Source organism: bacterium (assembly GCA_035454885.1).
Classification (GTDB): Bacteria; UBA10199; UBA10199; order JACPAL01.
Window position 1 is genome coordinate 1 of sequence record DATIGE010000047.1, and the last position, 25,557, is coordinate 25,557.

Genomic DNA, 25,557 nt, shown 5'->3' on the forward strand with positions numbered 1-25,557 from the left:
GGGGGCGAATACAAGATTCGCCCCTGCATTACATATTTTTGACGATTTCCTTGCCGAACCCGGAGCAGGAGACGAGGGTCGCGCCCTCCATCAGGCGGTGGAAGTCGTAGGTGACTGTCTTTTTGGAGATCGTCTTTTCCAGCGCCGTGACGATCAGGTCCGCCGCCTCCTGCCAGCCCAGGTACTCGAGCATCATGACGCCGGACAGGATCACCGAGCCTGGGTTCACCTTGTCCTGGCCCGCATACTTCGGCGCCGTGCCGTGGGTGGCCTCGAAGATGGCTCGGCCGGTGACATAGTTGATGTTGCCGCCGGGGGCGATTCCGATGCCGCCGACCTGCGCGGCCAGGGCGTCGCTGATGTAGTCGCCGTTGAGATTGAGCGTCGCGATCACGTCGTATTCATCGGGGCGGGTCAGAATCTGCTGTAGAAAAGCGTCCGCGATGACGTCCTTGATCAGAAGTTTTCCAGCCGGCGGTTTCCCCTGGCAATCCTCCCAGCCCACCGTTTGATCGCCGAACTCGCGCTTGGCCAGCTCGTAGCCCCAGCGCATGAAGGCGCCTTCGGTGAACTTCATGATATTGCCCTTGTGGATCAGGGTGAGGCTCTTTCGCTTGTGAGCCAGCGCGTACTTGATCGCGGCGCGCACGAGACGCTCCGTGCCCTCCCTGGAAACGGGTTTGATGCCGATGCCCGAGGTCTCGGGGAACCGGATCTTCTTGACGCCCATGTCCTTTTGGAGGAACTCCAGGACCTTCTTGACCTCCGGCGTGCCGGCCTCCCATTCGACGCCGGCGTAGATGTCCTCCGTGTTTTCCCGGAAGATCACCATGCCGACCTTTTCCGGGTGCTTGACGGGCGAAGGGACGCCTTGAAAATACCGGACCGGACGGAGACAAACGTACAGGTCGAGCTCCTGACGGAGCGTGACGTTCAGGCTGCGGATCCCCTTGCCCACGGGCGTCGTGAGCGGGCCCTTGATCGCGACCAGGTACTCCTTGATGACGTCCAGCGTTTCAGTCGGGAGCAAATTCGGAGGGCACTCGGCCCCGTAGACCTTCTGCGCCTTCTCGCCCGCGTAAACCTCGAACCACTGGATCTTCCGCTTGCCCTTGTAGGCCTTTTCGACGGCCGCGTCGAAGACGATCTGCGACGCGCGCCAGATGTCCGGGCCCGTCCCGTCGCCTTCGATGAAAGGGATCACCGGCTGATCCGGGACGATCAGCCTTTCCTTCTCAATGCGGATCTTCTCCCCGGACTGGGGCCTTTTCAATTTGGATGCGCTCATAGGGTTCCTTGGTGGTTAGCGTTGATCGATGGGGACGTATTTCAGGCCCCTGGGCCCGATGTACTCGGACTGGGGGCGAATGAGGCGGTTGTTCCGGTATTGCTCCAGGATGTGGGCCGTCCAACCGGCCGACCGCGACATGGCGAAGATCGCCGTGAAGAGATCCACCGGGATGCCCATCGTCTGGTAGAGAGTCGCCGAATAGAAATCGACGTTCGGATCGAGGCCCTTCAACTCCTTCATGATCTTCTGGATCTCGACGGACATATCAAACCACTTCATCTGGCCGCTCTTGCGGCTGAACGCCTCGGACATCGCCATGAGGTGTTTCGCGCGCGGGTCGATCGTCTTATAGACCCGGTGCCCGAAGCCGAAAATGACGCGCTTGTTGGCCAGTTCGTTCTCGATGTATTCGCGGACGTGCGAAATATGCCCGATGGCGCGCAGGGTCTTGATGACTTCCTCGTTGGCGCCTCCGTGCAAGGGGCCCTTCAGGGCGGCGATGGCCGCGGTCACGGCCGAATAGATGTCGGAAAGCGTCGCCGCCACCACCCGGGCGGTGAAGGTGGACGCGTTGAACCCGTGCTCGGCGTGGAGGACGAGGGCCATGTCCATGGCCCGCGTCGCCTCCGGAATGGGGTCCTTGCCGGTGAGCTGGTAAAGGAAGCGCTGGGCGACCGACTGGCCCGGCTTGGGCGGGACGTACTGGTTGCCCTTGCGGAAGCGGTCGAAGGCGGCGACCAGGGTCGGGATCTTCGCGATGATCCGGAGGGCCTTGTTTTCGTTCGCCGACATCGAGCGGTCGCCGGCCTCCGGATCGAAGTGGGCGTGCATGGAGACGAAGGTGCGCAGCATCCCCATTCCCGAGAGGCGGGGTGCCAGCCTCTTCAAGGTCTCCATGATCTCGTACGGGATCTCCGCGTTCTCGTCGAGCGTCATGCGGAGTTCATTCAGTTCCGACGACGTGGGCAGGCGCATATGGAGCAGGAGATGGATGACTTCCTCGAACGAGGCGTTATCGGCCAAATCGCGGATGTCGTAACCGCAATAGATGAGTTCGCCCTTCTGTCCGTCGATGTCGCAAAGCTTGGTCTGGGCCGCGACGATGTCTTCCATGCCGGCCTTGAACGTGGGTTTTTCCGCCACGATGAAATCCTCCCGAAAACTATGAAAGCCTGAATCGCACCTCTTAGGTGTAAGCCAAGTTTCTATCCCGGCATCTTCGAATGTCAATCGAACTTTCGGCCCGAATGTGCTAGATTTTATTGATAATCATCATGCCGTCGCCGAATTCCATTTCGAAGGCGCTCTCACCCCGCCAGGAGCTATTGAAGATCCAGAAAAAGATTTTTACCAAGAACGACGAGATCATCCGCAGCCAGGCCATGGTGCGCGAGCGGGGATTCGATCTCTACGAGCGCCGTTACAAGCGGCGCGTCCGGACCTACGAAGCCCCTTCCGGCGCCGGAGAGCTGATCGACGCCATCCGCGAGAGCGACATCGTCTACATCGGGGACTATCACACCAACCCGCAGTCGCAGCGGACGTTGCTCCGGATCCTCAAGCAAGTCGTCGGTCTCGTTCCGCGGCTGGGCGTGGGTCTCGAGCTCGTCCAGAAGCGGCATCAGCGGCACCTCGACGACTATCTGGCCGGCCGCGTCTCGGAGGATACCTTCCTGGAACGGATCAAGCTCCGCAAATACTGGTATTTCGACCTGTGGGAGAATTTTAAACCGATCTTCGACTTTGCCCGTTTTCACAAGATTCCGGTGTTCGGCATCGAATACTCCCTGGGGGGCGACGCCACGCTCACCAAGCGGGACCGGGAGAGCGCGCGGATCGTCGCCTCCGTCGTCGAGGGCGAACCCGACCGCAAACTGATCGTTTTTGTGGGCGACCTGCATACGGCCCCCGAGCACCTGCCGGCCGAGGTCGGACGCGTCCTTCAAACCAAGGGCCTCCGCAAAAAGGACCTGATCGTCTACCAGAACAGTGAGGCCATCTACTGGCGCCTGGCCGAGAACGGGATCGAAGACAAGGTCGAGATCGTGCGCGTGAGCGAACGCGAATTCTGCGTGATCAACACCCCTCCCATCGTTTGGCAGCAGACCTTCCTGAACTGGCTCGAGCACGAGGAGGGCGAGATCGACTACACCGATGCCCGGCACAGTTTTCTGGACCTTCTCCACCGGATCGCGGAGTTTTTGGAGCTTCGCGTCCCGCGGAGGGCGGAAGACGTGGAGGTGTTCACCTGCGGCGACCTGAGCTTCTTGAAGGCGCTCCGGGAGGAGGGGAGCTTTTCGAAATCGGACATCCAGAGGGTCAAACAGCAGATTTTGGCCTCGGAGAGCTACTGCATTCCCCAAAAAAATTACGTCTATCTCGGCAATCTTTCCCTCAACCACGCCGCGGAGGAGGCGTCCCACTACCTCAAGTATCTGAGCGCCGGAAAGGAGTTCCCGCGGGATCCCGTCGACGCCTTCTACGCCAACGTCATCCACGAGGCGGTTGGATTTTTCGGCTCGAAGATCATCAATCACAAGCGGAAGTGTTTCCACGAGAGGGAATACGCCGGTCTCATCTCTTACCTGACCTCCGAATCGGCCTCCCGGGAGCGCCATCGGGAGCTGGAGATCGCCCTCCTGGTCCTGCGCCACCGGGAGATGGACAAACGCGGGATTTCCATCCGGTCCCGCCAGTTCTTCCGGTCCCGGCACGACCTTTTCTTCGGCGTCACCCACGGCCTGGGATACATGCTGGGCGACCGGCTCTACTACGCGATGCTGGACGGCCGGGTCTCGAAGCAAGAGATCCGCGAGCTCTACTACGACGCCATGGGAAAAGAGGGGGAGCCGTTCGATTTGTACCGTAAATGGGCTCGCCGCCTGCGGGGTGTGAAGATTCCGAAACGAGTGTGACCATGCAAGCCGCCGATTACCATTTCGTCACCCATTGGAAGATCCGAGGTCCGATCCGCCTGGTCTTCGACATCCTCAAGGAAGGAGAGTCCTATTGCCGATGGTGGCGGCCCGCCTACGTGAGAACGGATGTGGTGGGGACGAAGAAGGTTCGTGCCTTGGTCCGGGCGAGGCTTCCTTACACGCTCGATTTTACGACCGAACTTGTCCGGGAAGTCCCGCCGCATGAAATCGAGATCCGCGCCTCGGGGGAACTTTCCGGACGCGGACTTTGGAGGCTGGAGGAAAACTCGTGCGACGTCGCCGTCACTTTTTACTGGGATGTCCGCGCCGAGAAGGCTTGGGTCAAGTTTCTCTCGCCGGTCTTGAAACCGCTCTTCCGATGGAACCACGACTGGGTGATGAGGACGGGGGAGGGTGGGTTACAGGCGGAAATCGACCGCCGGATCAGATCTTCGTCGCCCGCGTGAGCAGGTATTCGTGGCGCACGATGTTGTCGGCCGTGTAGGCCGCGATCAGGTCGGCCGATTCCTTCAAATAGGCCTGAAGTTTCGACGGTTCCTTTTGGAGCGCGTCTACGGTCCTGACCATGGGACCGATCTTCGACATTTGCCACGCCATCAAATGCTGGGGGCTGAGCGCCGGGATGGCCATGATGCCGCGCTCGAAGAAGATGTCCTTCACGCGGTCGCCCAGCCGTTCGCGCACCGGGTTGACGTCCCCCCAGAGCGTCGGAGCGGGGACGCCCTGAGGCGGCGGGACGTATTTTGATGTGAGCGCGAGGGTGCGGCCGATCAATTGTTCCGGCGGCCACGTCGCGAAGGCGATCGTCCCCCCAGGCTTGAGGACTCGCAGCATCTCTTTGACGACGACTTCCGGCCGCGGCGCGAAAATGTGGCCGAACTGACTCAAGACGACGTCGAAGGCGGCATCCGGAAACGGGAGTTTCTCCGCGTCCCCTTCCATCCACTCGATGTCCTTTAATTCCGCGACGGCCGCGTTCCGCCGGGCCTGTTCGAGGAGCTCGGGGGTGAGGTCAAGACCCGTCAGTTTTGCTCCCAGCCGCGCCGCCGTGATGGCGACCACGCCGGTCCCCGTGGCCACGTCGAGCACCTTTTGGCCGGCGCGGACGCCCGCGAACCGGACGAGATGACCCGCCGGCTGGGCCGTGAAGACCGCCACTTCTCCGAAGTTGCCGAGAGCCCACGTCTCGCGCTGCTTCGCCTTGAACTCCGCGATGGGATCCGAAGCCATGACCTTCACCTCCTACAAATCGAAGTTTTCGGCAAGACGGTTCTATCGAGGCGGTCTCGCCCCGAATTTGTTCGAGAACACGAAGACGTTGTCGAAGTCCGAGAAGGTATCGCGGACGAAGCACAGGCCCCGATCGCAAGGGCCCCGCTTGTAGAACCTTTGCGAGACCGCCTGATCGTCATCCGCCGCAAACACGTTGTGATGGATCCAGGCCCCCTTTTGGGGCCTCCCCTCGATGTGAACCGCGCCAATGGCGGAATCTCCATTATAGCCTCGGTAATAAATCGAGTTGTGATGGATCCGTATGACGCTTCCGCCGATGACGCGGTCGTTGACGGCCTGCGCGTGCATGTCCAAGGCATAATGCGCGTAGCCCGCCGCGTTCTTTTTACGGCCGGTGAAGACGTTGTAGGACGCTTCGTAGCCCGTCCCGGGGCGCCCTGTCGCGGCAATGGCGTGTCGGTTGGTGTCGAAGAGATTGGCCTCGACGCGGACCGAGGCCTGGTCGACAACGATTCCATATCCGAGACCCCCCCTCTGATTATGGTGAATGAAGCTGTGATGGACGTAGGCGCCGTCGGCCCCGGGATTGAGCGAGACGGCCGCATAGGGAAAACGGCTGAGCTCGCAATTATCGATCTCCAAACCTGCGAAGGCGCCCTTGATGCCTCCCACCGGAGGGGGGGTATAGGGATCTTTGCCGCCGATGCCGCCGTCGGGGCCTTGGAGCCTCAATCCGGTGATCCGGATGCCGGGACCCCCGGCCAGAAAGACGAGCCGGGCGTCGGCGCTGGAGGTGTAAAGCAGGGCGCCTTTCGAGCGTCCGCGCCCCCGGCCGCTCGCCAAGGTCATGCCGGACGGGATCTGAACCTCGGACTCCCCCGTCATATCGATCTTGGCGCCGTCTGAAATATAGACGATCCCGCCGCTCCCCATCGCAGACAGGGCGGCGAGAAGCTCTTTCTTCGTTTTGACGACGATGGAGGCGTCGGCCGCGGACACGATCCGGGAGTAGCCTTTGCCTCCTCCGATCGGGTCTCCCGTCGGATTGGATTCGGCTCCGTAGGTTTCGGGGTCGGGCGTCTGGGCGAAAAGCGGGCCTGATAGGAGGCCCACCAGCGAAACGAGGAGAATGGCACTGCGAACGGAGGGTCTACTCGTAGTATTCGAGCCCCAAATGGGTGATTTGCTCCTCGCCCATGAGGTAGCGAAGCGTGTTCTTCAGCTTCATCTCCTGGATGAAGAGGTTGTGCTCGGGGTAGAGGCCGGGGGCCGTCATCGGGCTCTTGTAGTAGAAGGAGAGCCATTCCTGGATGCCCTTCATGCCGGCGCGTTGCGCGAGGTCGGTGAAGAGGACCAGATCCAAGACGAGCGGCGCTGCCAGGATGGAATCGCGGCAGAGGAAATCGACCTTGATCTGCATCGGGTAGCCCATCCAGCCGGTGATATCGATGTTGTCCCAGCCTTCCTTGTTATCGCCGCGCGGCGGGTAATAATGGATGCGGACCTTGTGATACATCTTGCCGTAGAGTTCGGGATACAGCTCGGGCTGAAGGATCGTCTCCAGGACGGAGAGCTTCGATTCCTCCTTCGTCTTGAACGAATCCGGATCGTCCAACACCTCGCCGTCGCGGTTTCCCAGGATGTTCGAGGAAAACCAGCCTTCGATGCCCAGCATGCGGGCCTTGAAACCGGGCGCCAGGATCGTCTTCATGAGGGTCTGGCCTGTCTTGAAGTCCTTGCCGGAGATGGCGCAACCGTTCTGGAGGGCCAATTCCTGAATGGCCGGGATGTCGACCGTCAGGTTCGGGGCCCCGTTGCAGTAGGGGATCTTCGACTTCAGCGCCGCGTAGGCGTAGATCATGCTGGGGGCGATGTCCTTGTTGCTCTCTTCGAGACCCTTTTCAAAGTTCCTGAGCGACTTGTGGACTTCCTGGGGTTGCAGGTAGACCTCGGTGGACCCGCACCAAATCATGACGACGCGGGAGAGGTTGTTCGTCTTCTTGAATGCCTCGATGTCCGCGATGAGCTGGTCGGCCAGGTCCTTCTTGTTCTTGCCGGTCTTGACGTTCGATCCGTCGAGCTTCTTCACGTAATGCTTGTCGAAGACGGCCTTCCAGGGCTTGACCTTCTCCAGTTCGGGCTTCAAGGCGTCCAGATCTTCCTTCTTGAGGACTTGGGCCTTCTTGGCCGCTTCATAGGCGTTGTCCGGGAAGATGTCCCAGGCGCCGAAGACGATGTCCTCCAATTTCGCCAAGGGGGCGAATTCCTTGATCAGGGGATGGCGCTTCTCGGTGCGTTTGCCGAGGCGAATGTGGCCCATTTGGGTGAGAGAACCGATCGGTTTCGCGATGCCCTTTTTGAAGGCCTCGACGCCGGCGATGAAGGTGGTGGAGACGGCCCCCAGTCCCACCAGGAGGATGCCGAGTTTACCGGTCGCGGGCTCGATCTTCGTGCCTTTTTCGATCATACGATGCTGCTCCTTGCGGTTTGAGTTGAAGGGTGCCTCGTAGCAGGCGGGAAGTCCCCGTGTAAACCCCAAACTTATAGGGTCTTTCGGCCCGATTCGCCGATTGGTTCCGTCCTTTTTTTGGACGCCAAATGGGTTTTTCCGCAACTTCTCGGCGGGGGGGTGCGAAATAAAAGTCACAAGGAGTGAACGTGCTCGTTGGTTGGTTCAAAAATCTGTTCGGCGCCGCCCGCCCGGAAGAGGTCGGACAGGGGGCCCAGGCCTTCGAGAAGAAGGCCAAGGTCAACCTGATCGATATTACGGACGGGGTCTCCTTGACCGAGGAGGCCCGCAAGCGGTCGACCGAGCTTTTGTCGATGATTCGGAGAGGGGGAGTCCAAATCGATCGGCTTCGCCTGTGGCTGACCGCCCGGCGGAAGATCAAGAACAACATCGCGGATTTTTACGACATCCCGGACATCATGGACGAGGTGACGGAAAAGATCCTCGATGCCGCTCAGGAAGATTCACGCCTGCGGAAGATGTTCGGCTAGCTACCGCTACGAGCCGTAGCGAGCGCTGTCCCGCGGGAAGCGGGGCTAGGACTCCCTTTACATTCCGTAATTTCGATCGAGGCTCCGGTAGTGGATGGCCTCCGCGAGGTGTTGCGTTCTTATCCGCGGCGCCGCCTCGAGGTCTGCGATCGTCCGCGCCACTTTGAGGATGCGGTCGTAAGCCCGCGCCGAGAGGGAGAGCCGGGCCACCGCCTTTTCCAGGAGACCGGAGCCCTCGGCGTCGATCTCCGCGTGTTTTCGCAAGAGTCTTCCCGTCATCTGCGCGTTCGCGTGGATCTTCGATGCTCCAAACCTCTTTTTTTGGATCTCCCGGGCCTTGAGGACGCGGCCGCGGATCCTTTCGGACGACTCGCCCTCGGCCACGGCGGTCAGCTCGCCAAAAGGGACGGGTGGGACCTCGATTTGGATGTCGATCCGATCCAACAAGGGGCCCGAGACGCGGCCGCGGTATTTCTGGACTGCGACGGCCGTGCACACGCATTCCTTGAGTTTTGATCCCAAGAATCCGCACCGGCAGGGGTTCATCGAGGCGATGAGCGTCGCCCGCGCGGGGAACGTCAGGGTCGTGAGGGCGCGGGCGATCGTAATGATCCCGGATTCGAGGGGCTGGCGGAGGATCTCCAGGACGTTCCGCGGGAATTCCGGCAATTCGTCCAGGAAAAGGACCCCGTTGTGCGCGAGACTGACCTCGCCGGGCCTCGGATGCGTCCCGCCGCCGGCCAACCCCGCCGTCGAGATCGTGTGATGAGGCGAGCGGAAGGGGCGTTCGGTTACCAAGGTTTCCCTTTCCCGGAGTAAACCCACCACGCTGTAAACCTTGGAGGTTTCGAGGGCCTCTTCAAAGCTCATCGGCGGCAGGATGGTGGGAAGCCTTTGCGCGAGCATCGTCTTGCCCGAGCCCGGCGGGCCGATCATCATCACGTTGTGCCCGCCGGCGGCGGCGACCTCTAGGGCCCGTTTGGCCTGGGTTTGGCCTTTGATTTCCGAGAAATCGAGGGCGTGGAGGGAGGGGTGGGGGGATTGGGGAGAACGGGCCTGTGCGGGGCCTTTCGGCTCTAGAGGTCGCTCGCCGGTGACGTGCCCGACAACGTCGGCCAAATGCCGGACGGCGAACACGGAGACCTCCGGGATGACGGAGGCCTCATGGGCGTTTTTCTCGGGCAGGATGAGCTTTCTTATTTTCTTTTTCTTGGCCAGGAGCGCGATGGAGAGGGCGCCGTGGATGGGTTTCACCTCGCCGTGGAGCGAGAGTTCCCCCAAAAAGAGGGAGTCCTCCAGCCGTTCGGGGGGGATCAGCTCGGACGAGGCCAGCAGCCCCAGGGCGATGGGGAGGTCGAAGGCGGTTCCCTCCTTTTTGACGTCCGCGGGCGCCAGGTTGATCGTGATCCGGCGCCTTTCGAACGAGTAGCCGGAGTTTTTGACGGCGGCGATGACCCGGTCGCGGCTCTCCTTGACGCTCGATTCGGGGAGCCCCACCGTATTCCAGTTGGCGAGCCCCTGGGCGATGTCCACTTCGACCTCGACGAGAAACCCGTCGATCCCCAACAGGCCGGCGCTGAAGACTCGCGACAACATGACGACATGAGAAAGCAAGGGGCGTGCCAATAATTTTGAGCTGAGCTTGAAAGCAAAAGGGTTCGGAATTAAGGACGGTCGGGTATGAAAAACAGACTCTTCGTGGGGCAGGACCTCGATGGCTTCTTTGGCCTCGCGATCGACAACCTGATCCAACTCCTGCTGATCCAATCCCTTTTGATCGGCCTCTGCCATTTTCCGCCGGAGATCGTCTACGGGCGCATCCTGCCCGGTGCGGCGTTATCGGTGCTCTTCGGGAACTTCTATTATTCCTGGCAGGCGCGGAGGTTGGCGAAGAGGGAGGGGAGGAGCGACGTCTGCGCCCTTCCCTACGGCATCAACACCGTCAGCCTCTTCGGTTTCATCTTCTTCGTCATCCTGCCGGTCTATCAGCAGACCCGGAACGCCGAACTCGCCTGGAAGGTGGGGCTGCTCGCCTGCTTCCTGAGCGCCGTCCTGGAGATCGTCGTGAGCTTCTTCGGGGCGTGGATCCGCAAGGTCACGCCGCGGGCGGCTCTCCTCTCGGCCTTGGCGGGGATCGCCATCACGTTCATCTCGATGGACTTCGCCTTCAAGATCTTCGCGCGCCCCCTGTTGGCGTTGGTGCCGCTGGCGATCATCCTGGTGACCTATTTTTCGGGCCGCCGTCTTCCCTTCGGGATCCCGGGCGGCCTCTATGCCGTCGTCATCGGCTCCGCCATGGCCTGGGCGGGCGGGGTGATGTCGGCCGATCGGGTCGCGCAGGCCTGGGCGGAGATCCGATTCTACCCGCCGCAATCTTCCGTCGCGGAACTTTGGGAGATCCTGAAGAGCCCGTACGTGTTCACCCACCTCTCGATCATCGTCCCCATGGCGCTCTTCAACGTGGTCGGCTCGCTCCAGAACATCGAATCGGCGGAGGCGGCGGGGGACGCCTATCCGACGCGGAGCTGTCTCGTCGCCAACGGCCTGGGCTCCGTCGTGGCGGCCGCCCTGGGGAGCTGTTTTCCCACCACCATCTACATCGGCCACCCCGGCTGGAAGGCCATGGGGGCGCGGGCCGGATATTCGGTGATGAACGGCGTCTTCATCGCGGCGATCTGCCTCTTTGGGGCGGTGAACCTCGTCTCCACCGTCATGCCGCTGGAGGCGGGCATCGCCATCGTCCTTTGGGTCGGCATCATCATCATGGCCCAGGCCTATCAGGCGGTGCCGTCGCAGCACGCGCCGGCGGTCGCCTTGGGGCTGATCCCGGCGCTAGCCGCCTGGGCCTTGCTCATCGTCCAAGGGGCCCTGATGGCGGGCGGATCGAGCCTGTCGGCCCTTGGGGTGAACGGGACGATTCAAAGCTATTCGCTGACCGGCATCATCGCCCTCAATCAGGGGTTCATCCTGAGCTCGATGATCTGGGCGGCGATCGCGGTCTCGCTGATCGACAACGAGTTCGTGAAGGCGTCGCTGTGGGCCTTGGCCGGCGCGGTTCTGTCGCTCGTCGGTGTCATCCACACGTATAAGATCGAGGGAAACGACGTCCTTCAGCACTACGGCTGGACGGTGGGTTGGCCCCACGCGGCCGGCTACGCCATGGCGGGGATTCTCTTCCTCCTGGCGAAAAGCCTCAGGAAAGATCCAGCGCACGCGTAAGAAAATCCACGAGACGCTTCATCCTCCGGCAAGCGTTCGCCACTTCCTTCAGGACGTCGTCGCGGCAGACGTGTGCGTCTTGCATGGGGATCCAGGTTAGAAAATCCTTCCGCTTGATGTCCGCGATGCACGGATGCTTCGGATCGAAGCCCTTCGGGGGGCGCTTCAACACGTCACCGTCGAGGACAAAACCCTTGCGGGCCTTTTTCCACGCCTTCGGCGCGGCGGCGATGGCGTTCCTCACCTTCGCCAGGGCGATGGGGTCGGGATGCCAGAGGCCGGCGGCGATGAAGCATTCCTTCGGTTCCAGGTGGAAGTAAAAGCAAGGCGCGTGCGCGTCCCGGCCCGCGAAGCGGTGGCGGAACTGCATGCCGATATGGGTCTTGTAGGGCGTCTTGTCCTTGGAAAAGCGCGTGTCCCGGTAGATGCGGAAGAGGGAACCGCCCGACGCACGCGGGTCGGCGACGAAGCCGGGAGCGACCGAGGGTAAAACGACCGCGAAGTGGGCGATGAAGCGGAGGGCCGGATCGCGCACGACAGCTTCGTAACGGGCCTTGTTGGCCGCAAACCACTCCCGGTTGTTGTGCTTGGCCAGGTCCTTGAGGAACTTGAAGAGGTCGGAGGAGAAGAACTGCTCGGCTGACGCGCTTTTTGCCATCAGTGCCCTTTGTGCCCTTCAGCCTCGAGGTAGCGTTCGCAATCGATCGCCGCCTGGCAGCCGGATCCCGCGGCGGTGATCGCCTGGCGGTAGACGTGGTCCTGGACGTCGCCGCAGGCGAAGACGCCGGGGACGTTGGTCTTCATCCCGTCCTTTGTGATGATGTAGCCGTTCCCGTCCATGCCGATCTGGCCCTTGAAGAGCTTCGTGTTCGGATCGTGCCCGATGGCGACGAAGAGGCCGGCGACCTTGAGCGTCGAGGTCTCGCCGGTCTTGACGTTCTTGAGCTTCAGACCCTCGACCTCCTTCTCGCCGATGACGTCCTCCACGACCGTGTCCCAGATAAAGGAGACCTTGGGATTCGCCCTGGCCCTGTCCTGCATGATCTTAGACGCCCGAAGGGCGTCCCTTCGATGAATCACGGTAACGCGCGTGCAAAAGCGTGTGAGAAAGGTCGCCTCTTCGATGGCCGAATCGCCGCCGCCCACCACCGCGACCTCCATGTTCCGGAAAAAGGCCCCGTCGCAGGTCGCGCAGGTGGTGACGCCCTTGCCCATGAGCCGCCTTTCGTTCGGCAGCCCGATCAGGCGGGCCGAGGCGCCGGTGGAGATGATGACGGACTGGGCTTGATACTTCTCGTCTCCCACCTCGACGACAAACGGTTTTTTGGAGAAATCGACCCGGGTGACGTCCTTGGTGAGGTAGCGCGTGCCGAAGCGCTCGGCCTGTTTCCTTAAATCGGCCATCATCTCGGGGCCCAAGACGCCCTCCGGGTAGCCGGGAAAATTTTCGACCTCCGAGGTGAGCATGAGCTGGCCGCCGGCCTGATAGCCCTCGATCATGAAGGGGTTCAAGTCCGCGCGCGCCGTATAGATGGCCGCTGTGAGCCCCGCGGGTCCGCTTCCGATAATGATGACATTCTCGACCGCCATGTGAGTTTCCTCCCAAAAGGAAGGTCAGCCTGCCCGAAGACGATTTCGCCCGCAACTCCTTTCACCCCCCGGCGATGGACTCTCGTGATCCCGTCTTCCCATTGGGGCCTCTATCAAGGCGTGCTCGGGGCGTTGGCCTCCTCCCAGCAGGTCTCCCTCTTTTTCTTCGCGGGGGCCGCCTCGGCCCTGGAAACCCGGGCGGGTTTCGAGACGGCGACGGGTTTCTTGAGAACCGCGGATTGGTCCCAGGGCGAGGCCCTGAGGCGAAGGGTCGTCGGGTTCTTGGAGCGGCGCGATGTCGCCGCCGCCTTGATGCCCCACATCCAGAACCTCGCTCGGTTCGCCGGGGTGGACCCGGGAACGGCCTTGCCGGAGGCTCTTCCGGAGCGCCGGGCCCCCTGGTGGTTCGAGGCCAGACACCCGCTCAAGTCAGGTCGAGGCATGGTTCCGATCGAGGACGGCGCGCTTGCGATGGGGGACGAGCGTGCCCTGGACTGGCTCCTCAAGGTCAGGGACTTGGTGGAGACAGGCGGTTGCCCGCCCGGTTTCAGCGCCTCGCCGCACCTCATCTGGATTCCCGAACGTTCCGCCCAGGCCACCCAGCTCAACCGCCACGGCCTCGTCTATCGCCCGGAGGACGAAACCTTCGAGACGGTCAATGCGCCCGGACGCATCAGGATCCGCGCGCTTTTTCCCTATCCCCTGCGTTTGGGGCGCGAGCAGCGGACCGTCGCGATGGCCCTGACGACCTTTCAACACCAATACTGGTCCGAGACCCCGGAGGGCCTTGAGGCTAGGCTGGGGGCCGACCTCATGTCCCGCCTCCCGGAAAAAGTCTTGGTGCACCAACATCATTTCATCCACCCCCAGGCCATCCTCCTGCCGGGGTTCGGCCAGGCCCTGGCCGCCCAGTTCGGCGCCCGGTTCGTCTTCCTTCAGGCCGGGAGGGTCTGGTTGGGACGGCCGACGGGGGAGGGCGTCCAGGACCGGACCGACGAAGCGCCCGAGGAATGGATCGCCTACTTTCGGCGGCTGGCGGGGATCGAGACCTTTCATCAGAGGCCTCCCTCCGAAGAGTCCGTGCCCGAGGAATTGCCCGAAGGCGGACCGGGACAGAGGGTGGAGAGGATGATCGCCCCGACCAACGAGGAGGGGCACGTCGCCTTGGACGCCACGCAGCCTTTGATCCCCCTGGATTCGGCCGGGAATGAGCCCAAGGGCTCAGAATAATTGACAACTTTCTGATTTTTCAGGCGAATACCCACTTCGCCATGAGCGGTTTCCCGAGTTTTACCTATGTCCCGCCCGCCTGCCTCGAGCTCATGCAGCGCGTCGTGACCGCCCTGCCGGGCGCCAGCGTCCCCTCCCTCCTCCAAAACACCTTAGCGTTGACCGACCTTTCGGCGCGGGGCTTGGGTTTCGAGCACGATCTCATTCGCCGCGCCTTGTCGGACCCTTCGACCTTGGATCAGGCTCTCGCCCTTTACCAAAGGCCCGGCCGACTCTTTTACGCCGTCGCGCCGCACGCCGAGGAGCTTCGTTCGGCCTTGGGGCTTTCGATTGAAATGCCCGAAGCGATCATCGACCGTCCCGAGGATAAGAGGGCCCAATTCGCCTGGCAGCGCTTCGCGGCGTTGGAAAAGGGTGCGACGGAGTTCGTGGACCAAGGCGTTTTCTACGATCCCGTCAGCGCGATGTCCCACGGCGTGATCCATTATCTCGACCGCGAGGGACAGAACGACCGCCGCCTTCAGCGCCGGGCCCGCGGCGAGGACTGGACGCCGCCGCCGTCCTTCGGGGTGCTGTCGCGCGAAAGTCCCGAGCGTTTGGAACAATACAATCGCTGCGAGAACGACCATCTCGGCGACCTGGCCTTCGACTATCCCCCGGAGTTGCAGATGGTCGTCGTTCCCAGGGTCTACGCCCCGCTCTTGCGGAGCCGCATGGAGTGGCAGGTCGTCATCAACGCCTCGGACCAGTTGAAAGGCGCCTTCACGCCCGAAAAGGCCCGCGAATTGCCGAAAAGCGTCCGCCTCCTGACGGGCATGAAGGGGCTCCCCGGCGGAAGGACGCCTCTGGAACTCTTCGACGACGTCCTGAAAGAGGCGGGACTGGAAGTTCCCGTGAGCGACGCCATGGGCTACGCCTCGGCGTCCCGGATCGTCCGCGAACAGAGGCTCAACCGGGCCGGGAGACGAGGGCAGGGGGACCTTCTGGAGATCGTCCTCTCGGACCCGCACACCCTTAACGCCTTGGAGATCGCAAAACGCTGGACCAACGCCGGCGACCGCGGCGTGCGGCAGGAGACGTACAGAGGCGTCCCCCTCGTCGTCGTCGAGAACCTGAATTTGCGCCCTCCTTTGAAGGTCACCATCGTCTCCGACCGGGACGTCATCCGCGCCAACGAAAAGGCCTCGATCGACAAAAACCTCCAGGCCATCAAACTGGGCAAGGATCTCTTCGAGCGGATGCTTTCGTCCGTCATGGACGGACAGATGGGCGACCCGCTCCTCTACAGGGAGTTCGCCAAGTTTTACGAGGAACGGATGGAGCAGGCGGAGTACGACATCCTCGCGGCGATGGAACTTGAGGACATCCCGGAGAACAAACGGGTCATTCTGCCCGGCGTCCGGAAGGACCTCTACGGAAGCTGGACCACGACGTCTTTCGAACCCCTCTATCAGCTCGTCCAAAAGATCTTCAACCCGGAGACGCCCGAGCACGAGTGGCAGGAGGCGATGGTCCTCTTGAAGCTCAAGATCGGCGAATACTACTCCGTGAGAAACCCCCAATACGGCTTCTGCATGGCGGTGGACCGGGCCGCCGTGATGGCGGGCCGCTACTTGAGCCGCGAAAAGCTCGTTCAGACGGTCGAGAGGCTCCGCGCCAAAGGCCTCTTGGTGGATCAGGACGGAAAGCCGCTCAGCCATGAAAAGATCGACCGGAAGGTGGGCTTGAGAGCCACCCCGAACGGAGCCCACTTCTTCTTCAGCACGATTCCGCAAGGGCTTTCGCCCGAGGGACTCCAGATCGCCGAGCAGCTCCCCAACCGTCACGGAAGAAAGAGGATCAAGAGGCTCCCCAAGAGCTATGAAGAGGCACACCTCCACGTCGAGCGCCTCCAAAACAGCGTCTTTTTTGATCCGGAGATCTACAGTCAGATCGTCGACCTTTCCCGGGAATTCGGCGGCATTTTCGCGGGAGCCCCCGCGGCGCAGCGTTTGAAATATTTGAGCCTGCTGGAGGCCCTGAACAGCCATTTTGAAAAGGCTCTCGGCGCGTTGATCGCGAGCAAGCACGTCTACCCCCGCATCCACGACACGCAGGAACTGTTGAAACAACTCGTCGTCCGGATGAGAATCCTGATCGGAAGGGTCCGTGAAAATTCCGATTTGGGGCCGGAGGAGATCGCCCTTTTGAACCAGGGCATGATCGAGACGTTAACGGTCGCCAATCTTTTCTTCATGTTGCCGCCCGAGGAAATGGAGAACGAGGTGCGGCACCTCTTGAGGCGGCTGAAGGCCGTCCTGCATTATGCCAAGAGCGGGGATATCGAGGATCTCTTTCCGCTGAAAAGCGGCGATTCCGCCAGCGGCGAACCGGGCGTGAATGCGATGCTCGCCGAGCTCAAGCAATCGATCTTTCCCGCGGTGAGCGGGGGGCTCATCGAGCTGACCTACCGGATGAACGTCCGGCTGCACTCGGGCGGCGAGGCGGTGGAAAAGAAACACGTCATGGACGCCCTCCAGCAGATCGCAGGCTCGCTGAAGGACGCCGTGAAGAGCCTGGACGGGGCGGATTTCAAGCCGCGTTCCTTCCTGGACGGAGTGGCCAACACGCTGGACGGCATCGCCAAGGACTTTCAGGCCAACAAGAAGATTTCAAAGCTCCAGAGGCTCTTCATCTATCAGGCCCTGGTGGAATGCCTCATCCACACGCGGCGTTTCCTGGTGCTGCCCCCGGACCGGGCGGGCCTGGAGTTCCAGTACACGGTAAAGCGGTTCCTGAAGATCCACGGCTTCGTCCAGGGGACCGTCGAAAGTCCGTTGTGGTTTTTCGGAAACGGAAATTCCAACCCGCCTCCTCCCGCCGGATAGGGAAAGCAAGATCAGAACGGAATATCGTCCTCGTCGCCCAGGATTCCGGGGCCGGCCGCGGGGGCTTCGTTGGAGGGTGCCTCGGGTTCGGAATGGCCGCCGGCGCCCGCGGAGCGTCCGCCGCCTCCACCGCCGGGTCCGCCCAGGAACTGAACGGTATTGGCGACGATCTCGGTGGTGCGCTGCTTCTGTCCTTCCTTGTTCTGCCACTCGCGGGTCTGGAGACGTCCTTCGATGTAAACCTGACGGCCCTTCCTGAGGTACTCTTTGCAATTCTCCGCCTGTTTTCCAAAGACAACGATGCGGTGCCACTCGGTCTTCTCGCCCGGATTCCCGTCCTTGCCGGACCAGCGCTCGGTGGTGGCGATGTTGAAGTTGGCGACAGGCTGCCCGCTGGGGAGGAAGCGGACCTCGGGGTCGCTGCCTAGGTTGCCGATCAGGATGACTTTGTTGATGGATGCCATGGAGGAGGTCCTAGTTCCCTTTCCTGCCGATTTCAAGCCCCACGGTTCGAATCGTCTGGGCCTCGGGGCTTTTGTCCAAAAAGGCCTTCCAGCCCTCGGAATAGTTGTTCGCCCAGTTCACCAATGCGTTGTAGGTTTTGTCGGCTTCCTTGAGAACCGCCTTGGCTTGAGGAGCCTTGCCGCCCGCCTTCTCCAGCCAGGCCGCGTAGGCCTTGAGCGCCAGGTAGGGCTCGAGGGACGTGAAGTGCGCCAACAGCAGCTGGGCCTCTTGATCGCCCGTCCAAGGGAGGGAGGTGTCGGTTACCGAGGACGCTCCCCCCTGAGCCAGGTCCGGGTGCCCCTGGGCGTACTCCAGGGACCCGAAGCGGCCGAAGAGCGAGCGGTACCAGACGGTGTCGGGCTTGTAGAAAAGCCTGCCGTCGTTCTTCCCGAGGAAACGCGCCCAGGCGAGACGCCCCGCGGGGCTCTGATCGGAGGCCAGCTTCGCGGCGCCGCGCCAGAGCGCGGCCTGGTCCGGATTGACCGCGCCGACGAGCTTGGCCCCGCCGTTCCAGTCGCCCCGGGACGCCAGGCGGATCGCGAGCGCCAGCCGCGCCTCCGACCGGACGGCCTCTTGAGGGTTGTCGGCGAGCGACTTCAATGAGGCGTCGTCCAACAGGACGCGAATCAGGTATTTTTTCGAATCCATCGGAAGCTTTTCCAAGGCCATGATCTTGGCCCACTCGCGCCGCATCAGATAAAGCTTGGCTTGGACGGCCTGGCTGAAGGCGTTGGGTTTCAAGGACTCGGCCTCCGCCAGGGCCTGATCGTAGTTGCCGGTCTTGTAGAGCGCCAAGAGACGGAATTGTCCCCAGAGCTGCGTCGGGTTCCCGGGGGCATCCGGAAAACCCTCGGGGAGGGGCCTGTCCTTCCGCGCGAACTGGCCCGCCTGCTTGAGAAGGCGCTCCTGGAGATTGACGGACCACGGGGCCCCCGCGTTCGATTCCGAGAGCCGCCAAAGGGTCGTCCAGGTCTTGGAGTCCTTATCATCGAACCAAGGAGCCAAGGCCGCCAAAAGCACGGGATCCTGCGGAACGTCCTGAAACTCGGGGATCAAGGATTGCTTGAGCAAGAAACGCATCTCGGCCAGGGCGCGGATGGGTCGGCGGCGGTAGACATCGAAGACGATATTCCACGCCTTCCTGCCCTCGTCCTGAAGGTAGTAGAGCCGGAGCTTGGAGAGGCGGACGAGATCGGCGAGAGGGTGGTCCGGAAAATCCTTGATCCACTCGTCGTGAAGGGCCTCGAGGGCCTTCCAGGATTCGGGCGCCGTTTTCTTTTGAATCTCCTCCTTCCATCCGTCCGGGATCTGCGTGCGCATCGCCTGCTTCAGGGCGATGAAACGCAACGTCCCCAGTCGCGCCCTGAAGTAGCGGTTCATGTCCTCGAGGGAGGACCGGCCGAAGATCGTTTTCATCTCGACGACGGCCAGCGCCTGCGCGAACACGCCCTGATTGTTCTCCGCCAGGGCGACCGGCAGGTTCATGACCCGGTCGAAGAGACCCTGGGCCTCGGCCGTGGCCTTGTCGTACTCCCCGCCCCGCAGGGCGGCGTTCAAGCCTTCCGCGCTCAAGGGCTCGGGCGGTTGGTATTCGACGTAGACGCCCTTGGCGTCGGTCGTCCCGTTGAACTCGTAGGAAAGCTTCCAGAGGACATCGAATTCACGGGGGCGGTTGAGGCGGAAAGGCTGCAGAAAGAGAAGCTCCGGGACCGTGGGCAGGTCCTCGATGAAGCCGCAGGCGCTGTCCCCCTCGCAGGGGACGACGGTCAGCCACTGCATGATCGTATCCGGAGACTGGAGGGGGATGTCGATCTCGTCCATTGCAGGACCCCCGCAGGCGAGGGCCCGGGTCTGGCCGAGCGCGAAGGGGAGCAGCAACAGGAATGTGAGGGCGATGGTCTTCTTCATTCAGAGCACTTCCTTGACTTGGGCGATCCAGGGAAGGCCCGCCGGAAAGATCCAGGCCCCGCGATAGAGTGCGCTTTTGGAAAAAAGAGGAAGGCTGCGCAGCCATTCGCGGTGTTGTGTGACCTCCCCCGAGCGCGATTTCCGCTCGAAGGCGCCGAAGCCCATCTGAAACGGAAGACCCTGCCTCTCGAGATCCCGAAGAACGGCGGCGGGTCGGCCGTCCGCGAAGGCGTCGCCGGTATCGAAGACCTGCAGGACCTGGCCGGCCACGGTGTCCCGGAAGAGGGCGCCGAAGCGGGGATCGCGAAGGTGGTCGATCAAGCTCGTGATCCAGACCTCCGTCCCATGAAGTGAACCCTTCTTGAGGGCCCGCAAGGCCTCGGACCAGTTCGCCAGGCGGCCGGAGGGGCAATCGTAGTCCAATTGGACGACGGCCGGGAGAAGACCTGAGCCTTTGACGTGGTCGAGGATCGAGCCGATCTGCCGGTCCAGTTCCTCGGAGGTCCTCGGGGCCGGCTCCCTCCACGCCTCATGGACGGAGTCGTCAAGGCGGATGACGATGACCGGGGATGGGATCCGCGCGGGGGAGAGGGCGAGCCGGCCCTGGAAATGCCCGTCTCTCCAATCGATCGTCCCGGCCCAGACGGCGGCCTGCAGTTGCGGCAACGATTTCCGGCCCGTTTCGAAAAGCCGCCGGTCTTGAGAGGACCAGATCCATTGGCCGATGGGATGGGCCGGCCGCCCGATGCGAGGGCTTAAAAAGAGGCCGGAGGCTAGAAGTAAGAAAATGAGCGATTTCAAATGAATACAGTTCGTTTCAATAGGCCTTGACCCTTCCCAAGGCGGGACGATACTGAACCGGCTTCCTAGCTTATGTCAGAAAAAATTGCAGTCCTCATTTTGGCCGCCGGCAAGGGAGAGCGCATGCGCTCGGACCTGCCCAAGGTCCTCCATCCGCTCGGGGGGCGGCCCCTCCTGGCCTATGGTCTGGAGACGGCGAAGGCCTTGAAGCCCTCCAAGATCGTGGTCCTGACGGGACACGCGGGCGACCGCGTCCGCAAGGCCTTCGCCGGCGAGAAGGTGACCTGGGCCGTCCAGCCCAGGCAGATCGGGACCGCCCACGCCGTCTTGTGCGGATTGGAGGCCCTGAAGGGCCGGGGCCCCCTTTTCATCCTCTATGGAGACATCCCCCTCCTGAGGCCTGAAACCTTGCAACGGATGAGGACGGCCTTCTCGGAAGAGGACGCCTCGCTGGCGATCCTCACCGCGCGTCTGGAAAATCCAAAGGGCTACGGCCGCATCGTCCGCGAAGGCAACGGGGAGATCACGCGCATCGTCGAGGAGAAAGAGGCGGAGGATTGGGAGCGGGAGATTCGCGAAGTCAACACGGGCATTTATCTCGCCCGTATCGAGGACGTCCGCGGCCCCCTCCAAAAGGTGAGGAAGAGCATCGTCAAAGGGGAATATTATCTCACCGACCTCGTCGAGGAATTGATCGCGGAGGGGAAGAGGGTCGTGACCGTCGGGGCGGAGGATGAAGACGAGGTCCGCGGCGTCAACACCCGCGCCGAGCTCGCCCGGGCGGATGCCGCTCTGCAGGATCGGATCCGGCTCCGCTGGATGGAGGCGGGCGTGACGATGATCGCGCCCGAGACGATCCGGATCGACGCCCGCGCGCGCCTGGAGCCGGACTCCGTTTTGCACCCCGGGGTCGTGATCGAAGGTTCGTCGAAAGTGGCGCGGGGCGCTGAAATCCTTCCCTACAGCGTCATCGAAGAGAGCGAGATCGGCGCCGGCGCCCGGGTGGGTCCCTTCGCGCACGTCCGTCCCGGTTCGAAGATCGGTCCCGGCGCTCATGTGGGCAACTTCGTCGAGCTCAAAAAAACCTCGCTGGGAGGCGGGGCGAAGGCGAACCACTTGGCGTATCTGGGCGACACCTCCGTCGGAGCGCGAGCGAACGTGGGGGCCGGAACGATCACCTGCAACTACGACGGCTTTCACAAGTACCCGACCGTGATCGGCGAGGAGGCCTTCATCGGGAGCGACACCCAACTCGTGGCCCCTGTGAAAGTCGGCAGGAGGGCTTGGGTCGGGGCCGGCACGACGGTGACTCAGGACGTGCCGGACGGGGCCCTGGCGGTTTCGCGCCTGAAACAACAGAACATTCCGGGATACGATTCGAACAAGAGAAAGAAGAAGTAATTATGTGCGGGATCGTCGGTTACGTCGGCGCTCAGAATGCCACGCAAATCCTCGTCGAAGGCCTGAAAAAACTCGAATACCGCGGCTATGACTCCGCGGGCGTCGCCGTTCTTCACGCGAATGAATACGCCGTCATCCGCGCCGAAGGGAAGCTCAGGAATCTCGAGGCGAGGCTCAAGGAGACGCCAGCCTCCGGCTCGATCGGCGTCGGTCACACGCGCTGGGCCACCCACGGGAGGCCCACCGAGAACAACGCGCACCCTCATCGCGCCGGGCCGATCGTCCTCGTCCATAACGGCATCATCGAGAATCACGCCCGGCTGCGGGATTTTCTCAAGTCCAAGGGCCACTCCATGAAGTCCGAGACGGACACGGAGATCGTCTGCCACCTCATTTCGCAGCGTCTCTCCGAGGGGTTGCCGATGCGCGAGGCCTTTCAGAAGGTTCTGACCGAGATCGAGGGCTCCTACGCCCTGGTGGTCATGAATCAGGCGGAGCCGGATCGCCTCTACGTCGCCAAGAAGGGCAGTCCGCTGGTCGTGGGATTGGGGGAGGGCGAAGGTTTCGTCGCCTCGGACGTCCCGGCGCTTCTGGCCCACACGCGCCAGGTCCTCTTCTTGGAGGACCTCGACCGCGGCGTCGTCACGCGGGGCCGCGCCGAGATTTGGGACGCGGCGGGGCGCAGGGTCGAGAGGCCGATCCGCCACATCACCTGGAGCCAGGAGATGGCGGAAAAAGGCGGCTACAAACACTTCATGCTCAAGGAGATCTTCGAGCAGCCGCGCGTGGTCGTGGACACCCTCACCGGACGGGTCTCGGATGATCACCGGAGGATTTCCCTGGACGAGGCCGAGAGCCTCTTTGAAGGAAGACGCGCCTCCGCATGGAGTTCCGTCACGGTGATCGCCTGCGGGACGTCGTATCACGCCGGTTTGGTGGGAAAGTATTGGATCGAGGAGTTCGCGCGCGTCCCGGTCACCGTCGACCTGGCCTCGGAATTCCGCTATCGCAACCCGATCCTCGGGAAGGAGTCCCTGGTCATCGCCATCAGCCAGTCCGGAGAGACCGCGGACACTCTGGCGGCGCTTCAGATGGCGAAGGAAAAGGGGGCGGCCGTCCTCTCGATCTGCAACGTCGTGGAGTCCTCGATCCCGCGGGCCTCCGACGTCACACTCTACACGCGGGCGGGCCCCGAGATCGGCGTCGCCTCCACCAAGGCGTTTACCACCCAGCTCACGGTCCTGCTCCTTTTGGCCCTTCGCTGGGGGGAGGCGCTGGGACACGTGACCCCGGCCCTGATGGCAGAGGCGATCACCGCCCTGGCGCGGGTTCCGGAGGAGATGGAGCGGCTGCTCAAGGCCCAGAAGGCGGTGGCGGACGTGGCCGAGTGCTACGCGGAGGCCGGGGGCTTTCTCTTCTTCGGCCGGGGGCCGAACTATCCCGTGGCCCTGGAGGGGGCCTTGAAACTCAAGGAGATCTCCTACATCCATGCGGAAGGTTACGCGGCGGGCGAGATGAAGCACGGGCCGATCGCCCTGATCGACTCGCGGATGCCGGTCGTGGTGTTGGCGCCCCGGGACAAGACGTATGAAAAGATCCTCTCGAACGTCGAGGAGGTGCGGGCCCGCGGGGCGCTGGTGATCGGTGTGGGCGCGGAGGGGGACCGGGAATTCAAGTCCAAGTGCCGCGACTTCATCGGCGTCCCCGAGACGCCCTGGTACGTGACGCCGATCCTCTATACGATTCCATTGCAACTGCTCGCCTATCACATCGCCGATTACAAAGGGACCGACGTGGATCAGCCGAGGAATCTCGCGAAAAGCGTCACCGTCGAATAACCGCGAAGGAGTCGATGTGAAGAAAATCGCCGTCATCGTGGGAGCGATCGTAGCCCTCTTGGTCGTCGTTCCCTTCTTCGTCCCGAAAAGGCTCTATCTGGGTTGGGCGATCACGGCCGTCGAGTCGCGTTACCCCGTCAAGCTCAAGATCGAGGACGCCGGGTTGTGGCTCTTGCCGCGCGTGTCCGTGAGCCTGAAAAACGTGACCGCGACGAGCACGGAGCCTGGCGCGGAAACCTTGATCAAGGCCGGACGCCTGAGCGTCGGCATCGGGTGGCTCGATCTCCTTGCAAAACGGCCCGCCTTGATCATCGGCTTGCGGGACGCGGTCATCGGAGACAACCTCCGGGCCGACGGGGACATTTCGACCGACCTTGTTCCCGCGGAGTCCGGCCGGCCCGGGCGGCTGAAGCTGGCCTCGCGGAACCTGTCTCTCTCGGCCCCGGGAAGCCTGGCGATGAAGAATGAAAAGGTTTCCTTCGAGTCGGATCTTTCAAAACACGGTTCGAAGACGGAGATCAAGAACGGGACTCTCAAGGTCGGGCCCCAATCCTTTGCCGTCGGCGGTTCGCGCTCCGATAACGGCGCCCTGAATCTCACCCTGGCCTCCGACGACCTGAACTTGGGCTACCTGAAGAAGATCCTCCCGGGGCTGAAGGGTCTCCCGCCGGTCGAGGACGCCGGATTGAAGGCACGGTATGTGACGGACGGGTCGCCACGTTCGAAGCCGACGATTTCGGGCGACCTCACCGCCAAGAAGGTGAGCCTGGACGACCAGGAGCTGAAAAACGCCTCGGCCAGTTTCGTCTATCGCGACCCGTTCCTCAAGATTTCGAACCTCAAGGCGAACACGCTGGACGGGACCTTGACCGGCGGCGCGGCCCTGTCGATGGCGCCCGGCGCGGAAAGCTACGACTTCGACATCGACGTCAAGAACGCCGCGGTGAACCAGCTCTCTTCGGTCGGCAAATTGGTCCAGGGCCGGGGCGATCTGGCGCTGAAAGGTCGGGGCCAGGGCTTCGACCGGGACCGCTTTGTGAAATCGTTGCGCGGGGACGGCAACCTGAACGTGCGCGAGGTCCGCATCCCGGCCCTGGGCGTGTTTCAGTCGATCGCCTCGTCCCCGGTTTGGGCGCTGCTCAAAAAGATTCCCGGCACCTTGGATGACTCCGCCTTGCAGGGCCTGAAGGGGTTGGATTCCAAGATGCACGACCTGGCGGGCGCGTTTCAGATCGTGAACGGCGCGATACAGGTTCCCCGCGTCAATCTCCAATTTCCCAACGCCGTCACGTCCCTCGGCGGCGGGATCGGCCTCGACAAGACCTTGGATTTTTCGGGCAACGTTTCCCTCGAACGGGCCCTGGTCGGAACGTTCATCAAGAACCCCCGCGTCTTGGACGCCCTCACGAAGTCGGGGCCGCTGGCCGTTCCCATCAAGGTGACGGGCAGCGTATCGCGTCCGGTGGTCCTGCCGGATGCCGGCGCCATCCGGTCCAAGCTCCAGACGGCGCTTGCGCAGGGGGTGCAGGAGAAGGCCCGGGAGACCGTGGAGAAGGCCGTGAAGGAGGGCCAGTTGCCGAAAAAGGAAGACCTGCCGACAAAGGAGCAGCTCAAGGATATTTTGAAACAGTTCTAAGGAATCTGAAAAGATACCGCGAATAATGCCTTGAGAATTGCCCTATCCCTCGAATAAGTTAAATCTCCTCTGTTGCCGACGCCTTTTTCTTCACATTGAT

Annotated in this window: 20 protein-coding genes; 9 read left to right on the plus strand and 11 right to left on the minus strand. The window is 62.4% G+C overall.

The annotated features are described in order from the left end of the window. Positions 1-28: 28 nt before the first annotated feature. Both icd and VLJ37_08280 read right to left on the minus strand, forming a co-directional pair. Positions 29-1,288 carry an NADP-dependent isocitrate dehydrogenase gene (gene icd, locus VLJ37_08275; GenBank protein HSA59666.1) on the minus strand — a complete coding sequence of 420 codons (1,260 nt, stop codon included), beginning with the start codon at positions 1,286-1,288 and terminating at the stop codon, positions 29-31. Between the two features lie 15 nt (positions 1,289-1,303). Continuing rightward, positions 1,304-2,434, minus strand: coding sequence for a citrate/2-methylcitrate synthase (locus VLJ37_08280; GenBank protein ID HSA59667.1), 1,131 nt, complete (start codon positions 2,432-2,434; stop codon positions 1,304-1,306). Between the two features lie 131 nt (positions 2,435-2,565). Here VLJ37_08280 and VLJ37_08285 point away from each other — a divergent pair, with 131 nt between their 5' ends. Further along, entirely contained in the window at positions 2,566-4,206 is a 1,641-nt protein-coding gene (locus VLJ37_08285) for a ChaN family lipoprotein (protein HSA59668.1), read from the plus strand. 2 nt (positions 4,207-4,208) lie between these two features. After that, positions 4,209-4,676, plus strand: a complete 468-nt coding sequence (locus VLJ37_08290) for a polyketide cyclase (protein HSA59669.1) — start codon at positions 4,209-4,211, stop codon at positions 4,674-4,676. On the opposite strand, the gene VLJ37_08295 is transcribed toward VLJ37_08290, so the two are convergent. The 3 genes from VLJ37_08295 to VLJ37_08305 are packed head-to-tail and all read right to left on the minus strand — an operon-like array spanning position 4,654 to position 7,930. Continuing rightward, positions 4,654-5,460: a methyltransferase domain-containing protein gene (locus VLJ37_08295; protein HSA59670.1), complete on the minus strand. Its 807-nt coding sequence runs from the start codon at positions 5,458-5,460 to the stop codon at positions 4,654-4,656. The genes VLJ37_08290 and VLJ37_08295 overlap by 23 nt on opposite strands. Before the next feature lie 42 nt (positions 5,461-5,502). Beyond that, on the minus strand, positions 5,503-6,576 hold the full coding sequence (locus VLJ37_08300) for a hypothetical protein (GenBank protein ID HSA59671.1): 1,074 nt from the start codon (positions 6,574-6,576) through the stop codon (positions 5,503-5,505). A 37-nt stretch (positions 6,577-6,613) separates the two neighbouring features. Beyond that, positions 6,614-7,930, minus strand: a complete 1,317-nt coding sequence (locus tag VLJ37_08305; protein HSA59672.1) for an inositol-3-phosphate synthase — start codon at positions 7,928-7,930, stop codon at positions 6,614-6,616. Positions 7,931-8,121: 191 nt separating this feature from the next. On the opposite strand from VLJ37_08305, the gene VLJ37_08310 reads away from it, so the two are divergent. Then, entirely contained in the window at positions 8,122-8,463 is a 342-nt protein-coding gene (locus tag VLJ37_08310; GenBank protein ID HSA59673.1) for a hypothetical protein, read from the plus strand. A 57-nt stretch (positions 8,464-8,520) separates the two neighbouring features. Here the strand turns inward: VLJ37_08310 and VLJ37_08315 are convergent, their stop codons facing one another. Next, positions 8,521-10,059 (minus strand): YifB family Mg chelatase-like AAA ATPase, encoded by a 1,539-nt coding sequence (locus tag VLJ37_08315; GenBank protein HSA59674.1) that lies wholly within the window; start codon positions 10,057-10,059, stop codon positions 8,521-8,523. Positions 10,060-10,143: 84 nt separating this feature from the next. On the opposite strand from VLJ37_08315, the gene VLJ37_08320 reads away from it, so the two are divergent. After that, on the plus strand, positions 10,144-11,682 hold the full coding sequence (locus VLJ37_08320) for an NCS2 family permease (GenBank protein HSA59675.1): 1,539 nt from the start codon (positions 10,144-10,146) through the stop codon (positions 11,680-11,682). Here VLJ37_08320 and VLJ37_08325 read toward each other — a convergent pair. Next, a complete protein-coding gene (locus VLJ37_08325; protein ID HSA59676.1) occupies positions 11,657-12,340 on the minus strand; it encodes a DUF2461 domain-containing protein in 684 nt (227 codons plus the stop codon). The genes VLJ37_08320 and VLJ37_08325 overlap by 26 nt on opposite strands. Then, entirely contained in the window at positions 12,340-13,272 is a 933-nt protein-coding gene (gene trxB / locus VLJ37_08330; protein ID HSA59677.1) for a thioredoxin-disulfide reductase, read from the minus strand. The genes VLJ37_08325 and trxB overlap by 1 nt, the downstream gene beginning before the upstream one ends. A gap of 84 nt (positions 13,273-13,356) precedes the next feature. On the opposite strand from trxB, the gene VLJ37_08335 reads away from it, so the two are divergent. Together VLJ37_08335 and VLJ37_08340 are read left to right on the plus strand one after the other, a co-directional pair. Beyond that, positions 13,357-14,502 (plus strand): hypothetical protein, encoded by a 1,146-nt coding sequence (locus VLJ37_08335; GenBank protein HSA59678.1) that lies wholly within the window; start codon positions 13,357-13,359, stop codon positions 14,500-14,502. 41 nt (positions 14,503-14,543) lie between these two features. Then, complete coding sequence (locus tag VLJ37_08340) at positions 14,544-17,369, plus strand: hypothetical protein (GenBank protein HSA59679.1); 2,826 nt, start codon at positions 14,544-14,546, stop codon at positions 17,367-17,369. Positions 17,370-17,380: 11 nt separating this feature from the next. On the opposite strand, the gene VLJ37_08345 is transcribed toward VLJ37_08340, so the two are convergent. From VLJ37_08345 to VLJ37_08355, 3 genes are read right to left on the minus strand one after another with little or no spacing between them, the layout of a single operon-like run. Beyond that, complete coding sequence (locus VLJ37_08345) at positions 17,381-17,833, minus strand: single-stranded DNA-binding protein (protein HSA59680.1); 453 nt, start codon at positions 17,831-17,833, stop codon at positions 17,381-17,383. Between the two features lie 10 nt (positions 17,834-17,843). Further along, positions 17,844-19,781, minus strand: coding sequence for a hypothetical protein (locus VLJ37_08350; GenBank protein HSA59681.1), 1,938 nt, complete (start codon positions 19,779-19,781; stop codon positions 17,844-17,846). After that, the gene (locus VLJ37_08355) at positions 19,782-20,582 is read right to left on the minus strand and encodes a DUF3142 domain-containing protein (GenBank protein ID HSA59682.1); all 801 of its coding nucleotides are present in this window, start codon (positions 20,580-20,582) and stop codon (positions 19,782-19,784) included. It lies immediately after the preceding gene. 72 nt (positions 20,583-20,654) lie between these two features. On the opposite strand from VLJ37_08355, the gene glmU reads away from it, so the two are divergent. Genes glmU through VLJ37_08370 form a run of 3 tightly spaced genes read left to right on the plus strand, consistent with a single transcriptional unit; the run spans position 20,655 to position 25,457 of the window. Continuing rightward, positions 20,655-21,983 (plus strand): bifunctional UDP-N-acetylglucosamine diphosphorylase/glucosamine-1-phosphate N-acetyltransferase GlmU, encoded by a 1,329-nt coding sequence (glmU, locus tag VLJ37_08360; GenBank protein ID HSA59683.1) that lies wholly within the window; start codon positions 20,655-20,657, stop codon positions 21,981-21,983. Positions 21,984-21,985: 2 nt separating this feature from the next. Further along, a complete protein-coding gene (glmS, locus tag VLJ37_08365) occupies positions 21,986-23,821 on the plus strand; it encodes a glutamine--fructose-6-phosphate transaminase (isomerizing) (protein ID HSA59684.1) in 1,836 nt (611 codons plus the stop codon). Positions 23,822-23,837: 16 nt separating this feature from the next. Next, positions 23,838-25,457 carry an AsmA-like C-terminal region-containing protein gene (locus VLJ37_08370; protein ID HSA59685.1) on the plus strand — a complete coding sequence of 540 codons (1,620 nt, stop codon included), beginning with the start codon at positions 23,838-23,840 and terminating at the stop codon, positions 25,455-25,457. Positions 25,458-25,557 lie beyond the last annotated feature (100 nt).

Coding starts and splice junctions, on each gene's coding strand:
- VLJ37_08305 (HSA59672.1), bottom strand. CDS start 7,930: ATGATCGAAAAAGGCACGAAGATCGAGCCCGCGACCGGTAAACTCGGC.
- VLJ37_08325 (HSA59676.1), bottom strand. CDS start 12,340: ATGGCAAAAAGCGCGTCAGCCGAGCAGTTCTTCTCCTCCGACCTCTTC.
- trxB (HSA59677.1), bottom strand. CDS start 13,272: ATGGCGGTCGAGAATGTCATCATTATCGGAAGCGGACCCGCGGGGCTC.
- VLJ37_08290 (HSA59669.1), top strand. CDS start 4,209: ATGCAAGCCGCCGATTACCATTTCGTCACCCATTGGAAGATCCGAGGT.
- VLJ37_08285 (HSA59668.1), top strand. CDS start 2,566: ATGCCGTCGCCGAATTCCATTTCGAAGGCGCTCTCACCCCGCCAGGAG.
- icd (HSA59666.1), bottom strand. CDS start 1,288: ATGAGCGCATCCAAATTGAAAAGGCCCCAGTCCGGGGAGAAGATCCGC.
- VLJ37_08350 (HSA59681.1), bottom strand. CDS start 19,781: ATGAAGAAGACCATCGCCCTCACATTCCTGTTGCTGCTCCCCTTCGCG.
- VLJ37_08315 (HSA59674.1), bottom strand. CDS start 10,059: ATGTTGTCGCGAGTCTTCAGCGCCGGCCTGTTGGGGATCGACGGGTTT.
- glmU (HSA59683.1), top strand. CDS start 20,655: ATGTCAGAAAAAATTGCAGTCCTCATTTTGGCCGCCGGCAAGGGAGAG.
- VLJ37_08320 (HSA59675.1), top strand. CDS start 10,144: ATGAAAAACAGACTCTTCGTGGGGCAGGACCTCGATGGCTTCTTTGGC.
- glmS (HSA59684.1), top strand. CDS start 21,986: ATGTGCGGGATCGTCGGTTACGTCGGCGCTCAGAATGCCACGCAAATC.
- VLJ37_08345 (HSA59680.1), bottom strand. CDS start 17,833: ATGGCATCCATCAACAAAGTCATCCTGATCGGCAACCTAGGCAGCGAC.
- VLJ37_08295 (HSA59670.1), bottom strand. CDS start 5,460: ATGGCTTCGGATCCCATCGCGGAGTTCAAGGCGAAGCAGCGCGAGACG.
- VLJ37_08340 (HSA59679.1), top strand. CDS start 14,544: ATGAGCGGTTTCCCGAGTTTTACCTATGTCCCGCCCGCCTGCCTCGAG.